The following is a 13,087-nucleotide window of genomic DNA, read 5'->3' on the forward strand; positions in this document are numbered from 1 at the left end:
AAATACACTTCCCAAAACCATGACACCTGAACAAGCAAAATTAATCTTGGAAGAAGCCTTGAAAAAAATCAACGAAGTTTTTGAGAACAAGCAAGACCTCATACACAGTTACGAAAACTTTGGCAACAGCTTGGAAACTGCAATTACTCTGATCGATGGCTGTATTGATGATCTGAGTGACGACAGCGACGAATAAATAGTTATTGAAATGCGATCGCCTGCCCCGTCAAGAACGGCGATCGCACCCGTCCACCCTTACTACAAGTGAACACCATGAAGTTTATCCCATCTTTAGGCGCTACCGTTGTTTTTTCAATTTTTTCTTTACTACCTGCTTTGGCTGAGGGCGGTTACACGCCACCAAATAACGGACATCCAGACTGCAATCCCTGCCTTGGTACTGGGACTCGCGTTGCTGCCAACCCTTCTGTTGATTGTAGTGATCACCGGGGTCGCGGTCGTCGTGAGTGCCAAAGTTAAATTTTAATAATTATCAATGGGGCAGCAATGCCCCTATCAAGCTAAAAGGTAAAAGTATGGTTCTAAACCCAAACACCTATCTTGGAAAACCTTGCACTTTAAATCATATTTTTGAAAGCACTCAAAAGTCTTTGCGCTATAAAAGTAACTCTGCGTGTTTAGAGTGCGTAAGATTAAAGCCTAAAAACAAGAAGAAGGAAACACAAGATTTTGTAGGCAATGTAGGTAATTTGTTTTATTTAGGCAAGCTTTGTCCTCGGAATCATGATCATGAAAGCACAGGACGATCACTTCGTTATAAGTCAAACTTTGATTGTGAAACTGTGCTGATTTGTTAAGGCGTAAAAGAGAAAACAGTAGGACAAGAATATTCCCCAGCAAAAATGCTCCACGTCCAGAAGGTATAGCTATACCAGAAAAGTGTTATTTAGGGTTGCTTTGCAAATATGGACACGACTATGTGAAAACTGGTTATTCGCTCAGGAATAATTCGAGAACTTGTGTTGTTTGCGTGTCCATAAAATCACGAAATAAGCAAGCAAAAGAAAGAATCAAGCAATGGAAAAAAGCTAATCCTGATTATATGCCTAAATACTTGCATAGTTATTACCGGACTAATAAACAAAAAATACTTCAAAGGTGCAAAGAGTATGAAAAAACTGCTAAAGGAAAAGCTTGCAAAGCAATCAGCCGTAATAAACGCAGGGCTAGGATGTCTGAGGCGTTAAGAGTCCCTTACAGCGCATCTGAGCTAACTGTACATTTTCAAGCTTTTGGAAATGAGTGCATTTATTGTAGTACTAAAGAAAATTTAACGGTTGATCATGTAATAGCAATTGCTAAGGGAGGGTGTGATGCTTTGAGCAATATTTTGCCATGTTGTCTTTCTTGTAATTGCTCTAAGCAGGATAAAGATTATCTGGAATGGTATTTGCAAAGCCCGCATTTTAACCTAGAACGGTTGACCAAAATAACAAGGTTTCTTAACGATAGGAGCAACGATTATGAACCTTGAGGACATCCTCCCGAAACTTATTGAATGGTTCACACCCGAAGAACACAAAGAACGCACTCTTCCTGGTGGAGGGCGTTGGTTTTTTGTTCCCCACCAAACCATTACCCAGCGCCTAAATAACGTCTGCCCTGGCGAGTGGCACACCAAAGTAAGTTCTACCAATATCGCCGGCGACTATACGGTAATGTTGGTAGAACTAACCATCTGTGGCGTAACTAGAACTGGAATTGGCGATGATAAAACTTTTCCTGAGCTTAACGAACAAGGTAAAGCCAAGACTATTGGATCGCCACCGATAAAGGCATTTAGATCCGCCTTCAAAGATGCCGCCGAACAATTTGGCATTTGTGCTTATCTGGATGACCAGAAAGCCAAGCGCAATGAGTTTGCCAAGTATATGGCGAAAAAAGGCGACCAACGCGCCAATAAATTCATCACAGAGAACGGTTGGGTAGAGCAACCCACAGCAAAGTCTGAGCCAATTGGCAGGGATTCTCTAATGAAGTCCACTAAGTTGCAACTTGATAGGTTGAAGTGGGCGGAAGTAAATGAGTCTGGATACTTGATAAAAACTTTTGGAGTGAAGTCTAGGGCAGAGCTTTCTAATAATCAACTGAGTTCGTTTTTGGGGCATCTGAAGTCTCTTGAGCTTCCGCCCAAGCTATCATCTGATCCAGTCATACAAGCCCCACCTTTGTCGCCCCCTGCCATAGATCGCACTCTACTTAATGCCGAAATTGAATCGCTTTTGAAGCGGAAAAATATTCAGATTGAACAAGCCCAAAACGCGCTGTTTGAGTTGTTCAAAGTGCGTTCAAGACAACACTTAAGCGATAAACAACTCGCGGAGTTTTTAGAATATTTGAGGTCAGCTAAAGAGGTAGTAATCAAATGAAGCTTTTAATTTTAGACCTGGATGGGACAGTTCGCCGACCCAAATCAAGGGCAAAATTCATCTCAGATCCTCTTGATCAAGAAATTATTCCATCGAGCCAAATTGCGATCGCTTCCTACAAATCCGAAGGATGGCTAATAGTTGGTGCAACCAATCAAGGGGGAGTAGCCGCAGGCCACAAACAGCTAGAAGATGCAATTCAAGAGCAGTATCAAACCTTAAGGCTATGCCCAGAAATTACCTGTATATATTTTTGCCCTGATTACCAAGGACTGCACTGCTGGCTATGCTGCATTTACCCCACAGAAGAAAGTAGCCCAATTCATACAGCTTGGGGAGCAGAATATTCTGGCACTTATCGCAAGCCTGGGGCTGGAATGCTCAATGCTGCTATGAAAAATCATTGCGGTTTTCAAAAGCCAGAACAGATTTTGTTTGTAGGCGACAGAGATGAGGACAAAGGCGCGGCTAATGCTGCAAATATCCCTTTTCTGTGGGCATCTGATTGGTGGGGTTCCTCGCCCGATGAGGATTTCCCTTGGTAGAGACTACTTCCAGCCGTCCGTATAATCAAATTTTGGATTAACTTATGTACAAACTGGAACTCATCCACGATAAAAACTGCCAGCGCCTTGAAGTTGGATTTTTGCCTGATACAGTTGCCACTAACTCTGAGCTAGTCAAGTTCGTTGCCGAAAAGCTCCCCCAACTTATTGAAAACGAGCCGATGCGGGCGGCTGCTCAAAATCAATGGCTCTCAGTCGATTCCTGTTGCCTATCACATTGCTCATAAGGTGTCCCATCTCTATGGGGCGATCGCTATTTTCGATCCCAAGCTATCGGGATATGTAGTTTCTATTACTCACGACCCAGAGTACAAGCTAGGGACAGTTTTGAGTGATGAGCCAGTAATTGTTTAGAAAAAGTATAAATTATTTCATAATGGCGAAGGATTTGAAGTCCTTCGCTTTACTGTATTATTCCCTATTAGGGAGTGAAACTACTATGTACAAACCAACAGCCGATAGACTAAAAGAAGGTGCATTGGCAATAGAGAAATTTCGGACTCTTGCTGATTCTGAGCAAGAATGGTTACTGGAGCTTTTAAGAGTAGGTAAATCGGCTATATTGGCTCTAAAAATTCTGGATGCCATTTCCGCTAATCCCCTCACTTTTGAGGAAATCGCGGATATTTGTGAGTGCAATCCGCAGACAGTAAGCCAGATGCTCAACGCCCTAGAGCAGGGCGGAATGACAATTCAGATGGATGAAACCTCAGCTTATGCCCCAACTGGTAGACTTCGGAAATTGGTGAGGCGCTAGGGAGTTTCACAATTGAACTCTAGGACTCGCATTTTGACTTTCGTCAAATACCCGCCGCTTCTCAGATTCAGATATCCAGCGATTATAAATTCTAAGAAAAACGGCGCTGTCATGCCCTGTCCAGTCCGCCGCGACTGCGACGGGTATTTTGTATTCTGTGCTAAGGCGGATACAAAAGGCATGACGGAGGCAATATGGCGTAAAACTTACCTTGCGCCTACTGAAAGTTTTACCTACTCTGTTGCCATAATCTTTAAAAGTTTTCCCAAGAACCGGTAACTCGTAGGATTTGTATAGCTCCCAGTCCACAGCCCAGCGCTTATGGTATGGGTACACTTCCCTGCTTCCCGTTTTGCCTTTTAATACTTTTAATATGTGTGGCGGCTCTGGTGAGATTTCGCAGAAAAAAATCTCGTGCGGCCTCAAACCATACGTACTAAGAACACCATAGGCCCACTGCCAATCAGGGCGATCATCAAAAAGCGATCGCACCTCTTCAATTTCCGAAGTACTGGGGATGTATCGCGGCGATGATTCACTTGCCCCATAAGTGCCAGTATAAGGTGATAAATCCACTGTCACTCCAGCAAATTTAGCGAGTGCCGCGAATTTTTCGCATACTAGTTTTCGCTTTCTGGTGTTTGCTGGTACGTTGCTTGCAGCCGCAATTAAATTAGCAGATGTGATTTCCCCTTGCAGGAGTTTCCACGCTGGCAAATAATCAGATTTCCATGTGGCAATAGTAGTAGGCGTCTGTCCCCTTCTGGCATAGTAATCAGCTTCAAATCTAGCTATCCAGTGTTCAGAGGAATGGGCGGTAGCGGTAGAGAGCGGGGAGTTCTGGTATTTCTCCCAATCAAATCTCCCATTCGCTAGCAATCCGCCAATTTCCTTTGCTTCTGCCTCCGCTCTTTGTAATCCCGCCGGATTAGCGTAGATGCCTAGAGATAAATATTGTTGATGCCAGACAACCTTGCTACTACCTGGCTTGGGTGGGAAAGTTGCACGGAGAGACAAGCGATCGCCCCTAACACAAACCACCACGCCTATCTTCCCTGCTTTCAGGCGATCGTTAACTGCTTCAAGAGTCCATTTCATCGCCCGACACCCGAACTAAATTTGAACTAAATCTTTTCCACAGTTAACCATATTTCAGGGTAATTTAGCATGGTATTAATATGCTAAATCGCGGAAACAGGTATTAGTCAAAAAGCGAAAACCCCTGGAAGTAGGGGTTTTGCGTTAAAGCCAGCAGCGGGATTTGAACTCGCGACCTTCCGATTACAAGTCGGATGCACTACCACTGTGCTATGCTGGCAAACTTGGCGATTACTTTGTAATTAGCAACCACAATTTCTTATTGTACCATAATCAATTTATTTGTCTAGCTCTAATTGCTAAAAAATATCTCCTTCTTCAGAAATTAGGCTACCAAACCAGAGATGTTGGGAATATCGCTGCTTTTTTGCGTCTTAGATGGTTGAGTTGGCGTGGCAATCGTGATTACTCAGAAAAAATCAGTGATTTTGATCGCCGAATAAAGTTGATAAATTAATATTCATAGCCAAAGCTAACTCAAATCTGGGCTGGACGCAAAAATATCTGGTACAGTTCCAAAACTGTTTTTTCTTCATACAGCTGAATAAAGGAACAGAAATATATAATTATTTTTTACAGATCATAAGCATGGCAGCACTGCTCGGACGAGATTTATTAAGTTTGGTGGACATTAGTCCAATAGAACTTCAAGAACTTCTGGAATTGGCAGCTCAACTTAAATCACAACAGCTGAAGTTGCAGTGTAATAAAGTTTTGGGGTTGTTGTTCTCCAAAGCTTCGACTCGCACACGGGTAAGTTTTACCGTGGCGATGTACCAATTAGGTGGACAGGTAATCGATCTCAACCCTAATGTCACTCAAGTTAGTCGCGGGGAACCCTTGCAAGATACGGCGCGGGTGTTAGATCGATATTTGGATATTTTGGCAATTCGCACATTTGCCCAGCAAGATTTGGAAACTTTTGCTGAATATGCCAAGATTCCGGTGATTAACGCGCTGACTGATGCAGAACATCCCTGTCAGGTATTAGCGGATTTATTGACGATTCAAGAAAGCTTTGACACCCTTGCTGGGTTAACTTTAACCTACGTGGGTGATGGCAATAATATGGCTAATTCTCTGATGTTGGGCTGTGCTTTAGTGGGGATGAATGTCAGAATTGCTACTCCTAAAGGATATGAGCCAGATTCTAGGATTGTAGAGCAAGCAAGAGCGATCGCTAATCGCAAAACTGAAGTCCTTTTAACTCACGATCCAGAATTAGCCGCTAAGGGATCTGCTGTACTTTATACTGATGTTTGGGCAAGTATGGGACAAGAGGCAGAAGCCGATAACCGAATGCCGATTTTCCAGCCTTACCAAATTTCAGAGCAGCTATTGAGCCTTGCCGATCCAGAAGCAATTGTTTTACACTGCTTACCAGCCCATCGTGGTGAAGAAATTACCGAAGAAGTTATTGAAGGTTCCCAATCACGAGTTTGGGAACAGGCTGAAAATCGCTTGCACGCCCAAAAAGCTTTGCTTGCTAGTATCTTAGGAGCAGAGTAAAAAGTCAAAAGTTAAAAGTTAAAAGGCAAAAGAAAATAAAATCATCTTGCTTTTGCCTTTTATATTTTTATTTTTCTATTGCTTATGGGGAGTTTTTTGTAGTACTAATGTTCTAGAGACATTTATAATTACTTCCCGCTTTTTTTATGGAACGTCTAACAGAAGCTCAACAAGAACTTTACGAATGGTTGGCAGAATACATTAGAACGCACCAGCATTCGCCTTCGATTCGGCAGATGATGCAAGCGATGAATTTGAAGTCACCAGCACCAATTCAAAGTCGCTTAGAACATTTACGGACTAAAGGATATATAGAATGGACTGAAGGACAAGCGCGAACGATTCGGATTTTGCGTCCTGTGAAGCAAGGTGTACCAATTTTGGGCACGATCGCTGCTGGTGGTTTAATAGAACCGTTTACTGATGCTGTAGATCATTTAGACTTTTCTAATTTCGATTTACCTCCCCAAACTTATGCTTTGCGCGTAGCTGGCGATAGCATGATCGAAGATTTAATTACTGATGGCGATGTGGTATTTCTGCGTCCAGTAGCAGAACCAAATCATTTAAAAAATGGCACTATTGTCGCCGCTAGAGTTGATGGATTTGGTACAACATTAAAACGTTTTTATCGCCAAGGCGATCGCGTCACTCTTAAACCAGCAAATCCCAAGTACAATCCCATTGAAGTCAGCGCTATACAAGTGCAGGTACAAGGTTCACTCATTGGTGTTTGGCGTGGTTACAACTAAGTAATGGGGACTGGGGAGAAATCAATTCAAAATTCAAAAACTCCTGTCTCCTCTTTCCCAATGACTAATGACTAATGACTAAATAAATATGTACCTGACGAAAAATCCAGTGCTGCAACTGCCCACTTTCCGGTTGAAATTACCGTTTGCAAGGGAAAGTAAGGGCAGTTATTACACTCCGCAACCATTGCCAGGATGCCCAAGAATGCCTGTGTCTCTGCAATTACGGCAATATCAGCGCCAAGCGATCGCTAGCTGGTTTACCAACAATGGCAGAGGGACGCTGAAAATGGCTACTGGTAGTGGTAAAACAATTACCGCATTAGCGATCGCTTGTGAATTATATCAGCAGATTAATTTACAAGTTCTGGTGGTGGTGTGTCCCTATCGCCATCTCGTCACCCAATGGGCGCGAGAATGTGAAAAATTTAATTTGCAACCCATTTTAGCTTTCGAGAATTTACGCACTTGGCAAAGTCAACTTTCTACGCAAATTTATAATCTGCGTTCTGGTTCTCAACGGTTTGTTACTGTCATAACTACGAACTCCACTTTAATTGGAGATGGGTTTCAGTCTCAACTCAAATATTTTCCCGCCAAAACTTTAATTATTGGGGATGAGGCGCATAATTTAGGCGCACCCAAGTTAGAAGAAAGTTTACCGCGAAGTGTTGGGTTGAGGCTGGCTTTATCTGCCACACCAGAGAGGTATTTTGATGATTTTGGTACGCAATCTCTATTTGATTATTTTGGCCCAGTTCTCAAGCCAGAGTTTACTTTGAGGGATGCGATCGCTCAAGGTGCTTTGGTACATTATCTGTATTATCCGGTGTTGGTGGAGTTAACTGAAGCAGAGAGTATTGCCTATTTAAAGCTAACTAAAAGAATTGGGCGATCGCTACTATATCGAGATCGAGAAAATGGCGACGCAGGAAGCTTTGAAGACAATGAAGATTTAAAGCCGTTGTTGATGCAAAGAGCAAGGTTAATTGGTGCGGCGGAAAATAAATTAAATGCTTTGCGGGATTTAATGATTACTCGCCGCGAAACTACTCACACACTTTTTTATTGTAGTGATGGTTCCCAAGATGCTGGACAACGTTCATCTCTACGCCAACTTAAAGCTGTTGCTAAAATTCTCGGAGTGGATTTAGGGTATAAAGTTAGTACCTATACAGCTCAAACAACTTTGCAAGAAAGGGAAATATTGCGCCATCAATTTGAAAGCGGAGAATTGCAAGGTTTAGTGGCAATTCGTTGTTTAGATGAAGGTGTTGATATTCCAGCAATTCAAACTGCGGTGATTTTATCAAGTTCTGGAAATCCTCGCCAATTTATTCAGCGAAGGGGGCGAGTTTTACGTCCTCATCCGGGAAAGGAACGCGCCACTATATTTGACATGATTGTTTTACCCCCAGATTTGGATAGAGAAACTATAGAAGTTGAACGTAATTTGTTGAAAAAAGAATTACGGCGCTTTGTAGAGTTTGCTGATTTAGCTGATAATGCAGGGGAAGCAAGAATGAAGTTACTTGATTTACAAAAGCGCTATGGTTTATTAGATATTTGATGATGAACTATATAGTTGTATTTTTTTGTAAAAATTTTCAAGTTTTGAAAAAAGAAGCATTAAGTATGAAATAATAAAATTATGGATTAGATTATAATGGGATGTAAGTGGCTTTAAAAATTTCACTTACATCCCATTATGATCTAGATTGCTAATGTTAATAATACCAGAAGACAATTTAATAATAAAGTCCTTTTCCAAAGAAAAATATAAATTTAAAAAAATAGTTTTTGCAAAATTAAAGATAACGCTAACAGTGGCTTTACGGTGGTAAATACAGCACTAGACAAAGTTAAAATATGGAAAATCTATATTTCCAAACTGAAGATGTCACAAGATGCGAATATCGATGATGTGCAAGAGCCAATAAACAGCGCTCCGGCGGAGGTACGGCGAATTATTGAGCGGGTATGGAAGCTGGAAAAAGGCAGGCTAGATAAGAAGATTAACAGCCATATAAATGATAATATTTTGGACATTATTAAGGAAGAGGTGCGATGAAGCTGACTTCAATCAAGCTATGCAACTTTCGCTCCTTTTATGGTACGACACCAGAGATGCTTCTGGCTGGTGGAGATGTTCAAAATACGACGATTATTCATGGCAATAATGGCTCTGGTAAAACCAGTTTACTAAATGCCTTTACGTGGGTATTATATGAGAAATTTAGTGCAGCATTTGCATCAATAGAACAGTTAGTTAATAAGCGTGCGATCGCAGAAGCTCAAAAAGGTCAAGCTGTAGAATGTTGGGTAGAGATTGGCTGGGAACATGAAGGTAAACGTTATCGAGTTAAACGCGCCTGTCGGGGTTATAAAAACGAAGGTGATTTTGACGCTGGCAAAACTCAATTAACCATGTGGGTTGGTGCAGATGATGGCAAATGGAATATACCAACTCAGCAACCAGACGATATAATTAATCAAATTTTACCTGCTACTTTACATCAATATTTTTTCTTTGACGGCGAACGAATTGAAGAAATAGTCCGTTCTGATAAAAAAGCCGAAATTGCCGAAGCTACAAAAATTTTCTTGGGTGTAGAAGTAATCAATCGTTCTATTAGACATTTGGGAGATGCTAAAAAAGCTCTAGAAAATGAATTAAAAGCAATTGGTGATTCTGAAACCAAACAACTATTACGACAGCAAGAAAAAATAGAGCGCGAACGCGAACGCATTACTAAACGGCAAACGGAAATTAAAGAAGAGTTAGAATATCAACAAACTTTTAAAAAAGAGACAAGTAACCGTTTACGAGAACTTAGTGCAGCTAAAGAATTGCAAGAAAGATGGCAAGATTTAGAATCGCAGAAGACGGCGAATCAAGAAGAATATAAAAAAACAAAGGAAGCGCTGAAAAAAGTTATCTCTGCGCGGGGTTATACAGTTTTATTGTCGGAAACTACATCCCAGTTTCGAGGAATTATCAATGATTTGAAACAGCGCGGCGAGTTAACATCAGGAATTTCGCGGGAATTTATCAGTGATTTACTCAATTCTCAGCGCTGTATTTGTGGCGCAGAATTACATGAGGGTAATCATTCTCATACTCATGTAAGTACTTGGTTAAATAAAGCCGGTTCCTCGGCGGTAGAAGAAACTGCAATTCGGATGATAGCTCAAGTAGATGAAATTGATAAGCAAGCAATAGGTTTTTGGGAAGAAGTTGATAGAGAACAAACTAGGATTAATCAGTTAAGGCAAAGCATATCTCAAATTGAAGGCGATTTAGACAATATTCAAGAACGGTTGCGAAAAGATGCTAATGAAGAAATTAGCAGTTTACAAAAACGGCTAGATGAAATTGAAAGTAAAATTGATGAATTGAATCGAGAACAGGGTGCAAATCAACAGCAAATTGCTCAACTCACAACTGAAATTGAAGGTTTGAACAAACAAATCGCTAAACAAAAGCTGAATGAAGATAAGCAAACTTTAGCACAGCGACGAATTTACGCTACTCAAGATGCAATCGAACGATTAACGGAAGTTAGAAATCGTCAAGAGCAACAATTTCGCCTGCAACTAGAAAAGCGAGTACAAGAGATATTTATGGAGATTTCTGTAACTCCATACATTCCTAAAATTAGTGAAAAATATGAACTGACATTAGTAGAAAATACTACAGGTATAGAAGCACCAGTTGCAGCTTCTACCGGAGAAAATCAGATTCTCAGTTTATCCTTTATAGCCAGCATCATTGACAAAGTACGGGAATGGAGTGAGAAGCGAAAAATGATGATGATTCCCGACAGTAGTACTTTCCCAATTGTCATGGATTCACCCTTCGGTAGTTTGGATGAGAATTCGCGGCGACACATTGCGAAGACAATTCCCCAATTAGCGAATCAGTTGATAGTTTTAGTAACTAAAACTCAGTGGCGAGGTGAAGTAGAAGCAGAGATGACAGAGAGAATTGGTAAAGAATATGTGCTTACGTATTATTCTTCTAAGCCGGATTGCGAACAAGATTATATTGAATTGGGTGGAGAAAGATATCCTTTGGTGAAACAAAGTCCGAACGAGTATGAATATACTGAAATTATTGCGGTTGAACGTAATATTTAAAGGATAAAGTTATGGTTGCGAATCCAGACGGAAAGTATATGACTCCCCAGGAATACCTGGAATGGGAAGAACACCAAGAGATTAAATACGAATATATCAATGGTGAAGTCTTTGCCATGACTGGGGGGACAATTCCTCATACTAGTATTGCCTTAAACTTAGCTTCGGCATTAAAAAGTCACCTCCGAGGAAGTTCTTGTCGGGCTTTTATGGCAGATGCAAAAGTAGGAGTAACTGAGAACGGGCCATTTCACTACCCGGATGTTGTCGTGAGTTGTGATGAAAGAGATAGACAAGCTATTAAATTTCTTCAGTATCCTTGTCTAATTGTCGAAGTTCTCTCCCCCAGTACAGAAGCTTACGACAGAGGTCGTAAATTTATTCAGTACCGCCGTATCAAAACTTTACAAGAATATGTTCTTATTGATGCTGAAAAAATTAGTTTAGATTGCTTTCGTATCAATGACAAAGGGATTTGGGAGTTACATCCTTATGAAGAAGGGGATGAGGTTAATTTAACTAGCGTTGATTTTAACTTTCCGATTTCTTTAGTTTATGAAGATGTTCAGTTTCCAACTTGAGTTTAGGGAAAACTAGAGACAGTGGCAGAAAAAGTAAACCCACACTCGGATGATTAAAAATGACAGCACACGAAAGAGAACAGTTAATTAAAGATATCAACGTACTGCTGCATCAAGCTTATGACAGTACTTTAGATGAAATTTATGCACTCTTAAAAAGAATCGATGATGTAGACGATGAAGAAGACTTAAAAGCCATTAAAGAAGCTAGGGAAGATATACGCATTAATGGCACTGTGTCTTGGGATGAAATTCAAAACGAAATAAACAAGGATATTGCGTGAGTTACGAAGTTAAATTTTCAAGGGGTGCGAAAAAGTAGTTTAGGAAACTACCTATAGACGTACAACAGCGCATACAAACTAAAATCAACGACTTGGCAATAGAACCGCGTCCAAACGGGGTAAAAAAATTACAAGCTGATGATAATTCATATCGTATTCGAGTAGGAGATTATCGAGTGGTTTATGAAATAGGTGATGATGTTTTGATAGTAACTGTAATTAAAATAGGACATCGTAGCGATATTTATAAAGATGAAAGTTAGCAGAGTCGGGAATATGGTGCTACTAATCCTGATGAACCGCAAGTGTATCGACGTGGTGAGGTAGCTGAAGCTGAACCCGCAGTGCCAGGATGGACTATGTTAGTGGATAATTTGTTTGTTTAGCGATCGCCCACATACTAGTATAAAATAATGCGGTAATAAGTGCGATCGCTTCCAACTTTCGGTTAAAATAGCAACAATGTAGATATTAAAACAATGGCGGAAACTGGCAGAATCAGGGTTGCTAAAGATAAGGCTGAGTTAGTAAAAGATTTAACATCTTCAAATGGTGGAACAGGCCCTTTTAATACTTTTGCTGATGTGATTGTGTTTGCAGCAGCTTTGGGTGCAAAGCATAAAAAACGTGTGCCTTTGGGAGAGATTTCTAAAAGGGAACCGTCGCCAATACCCCAAGAACAGTTTATAGTCAGGGGATATAATACAGTAATAAATTTAATAGCAATTGCTGAAACTCAAGAGATTAAACTTTTATCTCTCGAAGAAGGAAACAATAACGAAAAACGTAATTATATTTTTGAAGAATATGCCAATGGTGGACTTGAAATATTACAATCAGAAATCCGGGGCGCAGTAGATTATTCTGAAAGAATTTTATTGATTCTCAGTCATGAAAGGTTTCAAGATAACTCCCAAGAAGAAGAGTTTGATTTAAGCAAATTTCTTTCATAAGACAACATCAATTTATTGCTGAATAATTACCAACAGATTGAGCAAATACTTACGATT

At 40.6% G+C, this 13,087-nt stretch carries 17 protein-coding genes and 1 tRNA gene; 16 read left to right on the forward strand and 2 right to left on the reverse strand.

Annotation, left to right across the window (positions count from 1 at the left end; translation table 11 throughout):
- Nucleotides 1-19 precede the first annotated feature (19 nt).
- The 7 genes from FD723_RS18965 (at nt 20) to FD723_RS18995 (ending at nt 3,713) form a co-directional block, all read left to right on the forward strand.
- Entirely contained in the window at nt 20-196 is a 177-nt protein-coding gene (locus FD723_RS18965) for a hypothetical protein (protein ID WP_179066719.1), read from the forward strand.
- A gap of 77 nt (nt 197-273) precedes the next feature.
- Nucleotides 274-480 (forward strand): hypothetical protein, encoded by a 207-nt coding sequence (locus FD723_RS18970; protein WP_179066720.1) that lies wholly within the window; start codon nt 274-276, stop codon nt 478-480.
- Nucleotides 481-991: 511 nt separating this feature from the next.
- A complete protein-coding gene (locus tag FD723_RS18975; protein ID WP_179066721.1) occupies nt 992-1,495 on the forward strand; it encodes an HNH endonuclease in 504 nt (167 codons plus the stop codon).
- Nucleotides 1,485-2,390, forward strand: coding sequence for a Rad52/Rad22 family DNA repair protein (locus FD723_RS18980; protein WP_179066722.1), 906 nt, complete (start codon nt 1,485-1,487; stop codon nt 2,388-2,390). The genes FD723_RS18975 and FD723_RS18980 overlap by 11 nt, the downstream gene beginning before the upstream one ends.
- The gene (locus tag FD723_RS18985) at nt 2,387-2,935 is read left to right on the forward strand and encodes an HAD-IIIA family hydrolase (protein ID WP_179066723.1); all 549 of its coding nucleotides are present in this window, start codon (nt 2,387-2,389) and stop codon (nt 2,933-2,935) included. The genes FD723_RS18980 and FD723_RS18985 overlap by 4 nt, the downstream gene beginning before the upstream one ends.
- Nucleotides 2,936-3,103: 168 nt before the next feature.
- Nucleotides 3,104-3,310 carry a CRISPR-associated protein Csx3 gene (locus FD723_RS42900; RefSeq protein ID WP_256874863.1) on the forward strand — a complete coding sequence of 69 codons (207 nt, stop codon included), beginning with the start codon at nt 3,104-3,106 and terminating at the stop codon, nt 3,308-3,310.
- Nucleotides 3,311-3,395: 85 nt separating this feature from the next.
- Nucleotides 3,396-3,713, forward strand: coding sequence for a helix-turn-helix domain-containing protein (locus FD723_RS18995; RefSeq protein WP_179066724.1), 318 nt, complete (start codon nt 3,396-3,398; stop codon nt 3,711-3,713).
- Between the two features lie 6 nt (nt 3,714-3,719).
- On the opposite strand, the gene FD723_RS19000 is transcribed toward FD723_RS18995, so the two are convergent.
- Together FD723_RS19000 and FD723_RS19005 are read right to left on the reverse strand one after the other, a co-directional pair.
- Complete coding sequence (locus FD723_RS19000) at nt 3,720-4,811, reverse strand: integrase (protein ID WP_179066725.1); 1,092 nt, start codon at nt 4,809-4,811, stop codon at nt 3,720-3,722.
- Nucleotides 4,812-4,959: 148 nt separating this feature from the next.
- A tRNA-Thr gene (locus tag FD723_RS19005) sits at nt 4,960-5,031 on the reverse strand.
- Nucleotides 5,032-5,399: 368 nt separating this feature from the next.
- On the opposite strand from FD723_RS19005, the gene argF reads away from it, so the two are divergent.
- From argF to FD723_RS19050, 9 genes are all read left to right on the forward strand, one after another.
- Nucleotides 5,400-6,320: an ornithine carbamoyltransferase gene (argF, locus tag FD723_RS19010; protein ID WP_179066726.1), complete on the forward strand. Its 921-nt coding sequence runs from the start codon at nt 5,400-5,402 to the stop codon at nt 6,318-6,320.
- Nucleotides 6,321-6,466: 146 nt separating this feature from the next.
- Nucleotides 6,467-7,072, forward strand: coding sequence for a transcriptional repressor LexA (lexA, locus tag FD723_RS19015; RefSeq protein ID WP_179066727.1), 606 nt, complete (start codon nt 6,467-6,469; stop codon nt 7,070-7,072).
- Nucleotides 7,073-7,160: 88 nt separating this feature from the next.
- The gene (locus FD723_RS19020; protein ID WP_179066728.1) at nt 7,161-8,642 is read left to right on the forward strand and encodes a DNA phosphorothioation system restriction enzyme; all 1,482 of its coding nucleotides are present in this window, start codon (nt 7,161-7,163) and stop codon (nt 8,640-8,642) included.
- 327 nt (nt 8,643-8,969) lie between these two features.
- Nucleotides 8,970-9,143 carry a hypothetical protein gene (locus FD723_RS19025; RefSeq protein ID WP_179066729.1) on the forward strand — a complete coding sequence of 58 codons (174 nt, stop codon included), beginning with the start codon at nt 8,970-8,972 and terminating at the stop codon, nt 9,141-9,143.
- Nucleotides 9,140-11,212, forward strand: a complete 2,073-nt coding sequence (locus tag FD723_RS19030) for an AAA family ATPase (protein ID WP_179066730.1) — start codon at nt 9,140-9,142, stop codon at nt 11,210-11,212. Before FD723_RS19025 ends, FD723_RS19030 begins: the two co-directional genes overlap by 4 nt.
- Before the next feature lie 11 nt (nt 11,213-11,223).
- Nucleotides 11,224-11,793, forward strand: a complete 570-nt coding sequence (locus FD723_RS19035) for a Uma2 family endonuclease (protein WP_179066731.1) — start codon at nt 11,224-11,226, stop codon at nt 11,791-11,793.
- A 59-nt stretch (nt 11,794-11,852) separates the two neighbouring features.
- Entirely contained in the window at nt 11,853-12,077 is a 225-nt protein-coding gene (locus FD723_RS19040) for a hypothetical protein (protein WP_179066732.1), read from the forward strand.
- Nucleotides 12,078-12,169: 92 nt separating this feature from the next.
- Entirely contained in the window at nt 12,170-12,340 is a 171-nt protein-coding gene (locus FD723_RS19045; protein ID WP_306296985.1) for a type II toxin-antitoxin system RelE/ParE family toxin, read from the forward strand.
- 216 nt (nt 12,341-12,556) lie between these two features.
- On the forward strand, nt 12,557-13,030 hold the full coding sequence (locus FD723_RS19050) for a DNA phosphorothioation-associated protein 4 (protein ID WP_179066733.1): 474 nt from the start codon (nt 12,557-12,559) through the stop codon (nt 13,028-13,030).
- Nucleotides 13,031-13,087 lie beyond the last annotated feature (57 nt).

Source organism: Nostoc sp. C052, assembly GCF_013393905.1.
Taxonomy (GTDB): domain Bacteria; phylum Cyanobacteriota; class Cyanobacteriia; order Cyanobacteriales; family Nostocaceae; genus Nostoc.

What these genes read in the sequence shown, in the direction of transcription:
- FD723_RS18965 (WP_179066719.1), top strand. Translation starts at nt 20, where the DNA reads ATGACACCTGAACAAGCAAAATTAATCTTGGAAGAAGCCTTGAAAAAA.
- FD723_RS18970 (WP_179066720.1), top strand. Translation starts at nt 274, where the DNA reads ATGAAGTTTATCCCATCTTTAGGCGCTACCGTTGTTTTTTCAATTTTT.
- FD723_RS18980 (WP_179066722.1), top strand. Translation starts at nt 1,485, where the DNA reads ATGAACCTTGAGGACATCCTCCCGAAACTTATTGAATGGTTCACACCC.
- FD723_RS18985 (WP_179066723.1), top strand. Translation starts at nt 2,387, where the DNA reads ATGAAGCTTTTAATTTTAGACCTGGATGGGACAGTTCGCCGACCCAAA.
- FD723_RS18995 (WP_179066724.1), top strand. Translation starts at nt 3,396, where the DNA reads ATGTACAAACCAACAGCCGATAGACTAAAAGAAGGTGCATTGGCAATA.
- FD723_RS19000 (WP_179066725.1), bottom strand. Translation starts at nt 4,811, where the DNA reads ATGAAATGGACTCTTGAAGCAGTTAACGATCGCCTGAAAGCAGGGAAG.
- argF (WP_179066726.1), top strand. Translation starts at nt 5,400, where the DNA reads ATGGCAGCACTGCTCGGACGAGATTTATTAAGTTTGGTGGACATTAGT.
- lexA (WP_179066727.1), top strand. Translation starts at nt 6,467, where the DNA reads ATGGAACGTCTAACAGAAGCTCAACAAGAACTTTACGAATGGTTGGCA.
- FD723_RS19020 (WP_179066728.1), top strand. Translation starts at nt 7,161, where the DNA reads ATGTACCTGACGAAAAATCCAGTGCTGCAACTGCCCACTTTCCGGTTG.
- FD723_RS19025 (WP_179066729.1), top strand. Translation starts at nt 8,970, where the DNA reads ATGTCACAAGATGCGAATATCGATGATGTGCAAGAGCCAATAAACAGC.
- FD723_RS19030 (WP_179066730.1), top strand. Translation starts at nt 9,140, where the DNA reads ATGAAGCTGACTTCAATCAAGCTATGCAACTTTCGCTCCTTTTATGGT.
- FD723_RS19035 (WP_179066731.1), top strand. Translation starts at nt 11,224, where the DNA reads ATGGTTGCGAATCCAGACGGAAAGTATATGACTCCCCAGGAATACCTG.
- FD723_RS19040 (WP_179066732.1), top strand. Translation starts at nt 11,853, where the DNA reads ATGACAGCACACGAAAGAGAACAGTTAATTAAAGATATCAACGTACTG.
- FD723_RS19050 (WP_179066733.1), top strand. Translation starts at nt 12,557, where the DNA reads ATGGCGGAAACTGGCAGAATCAGGGTTGCTAAAGATAAGGCTGAGTTA.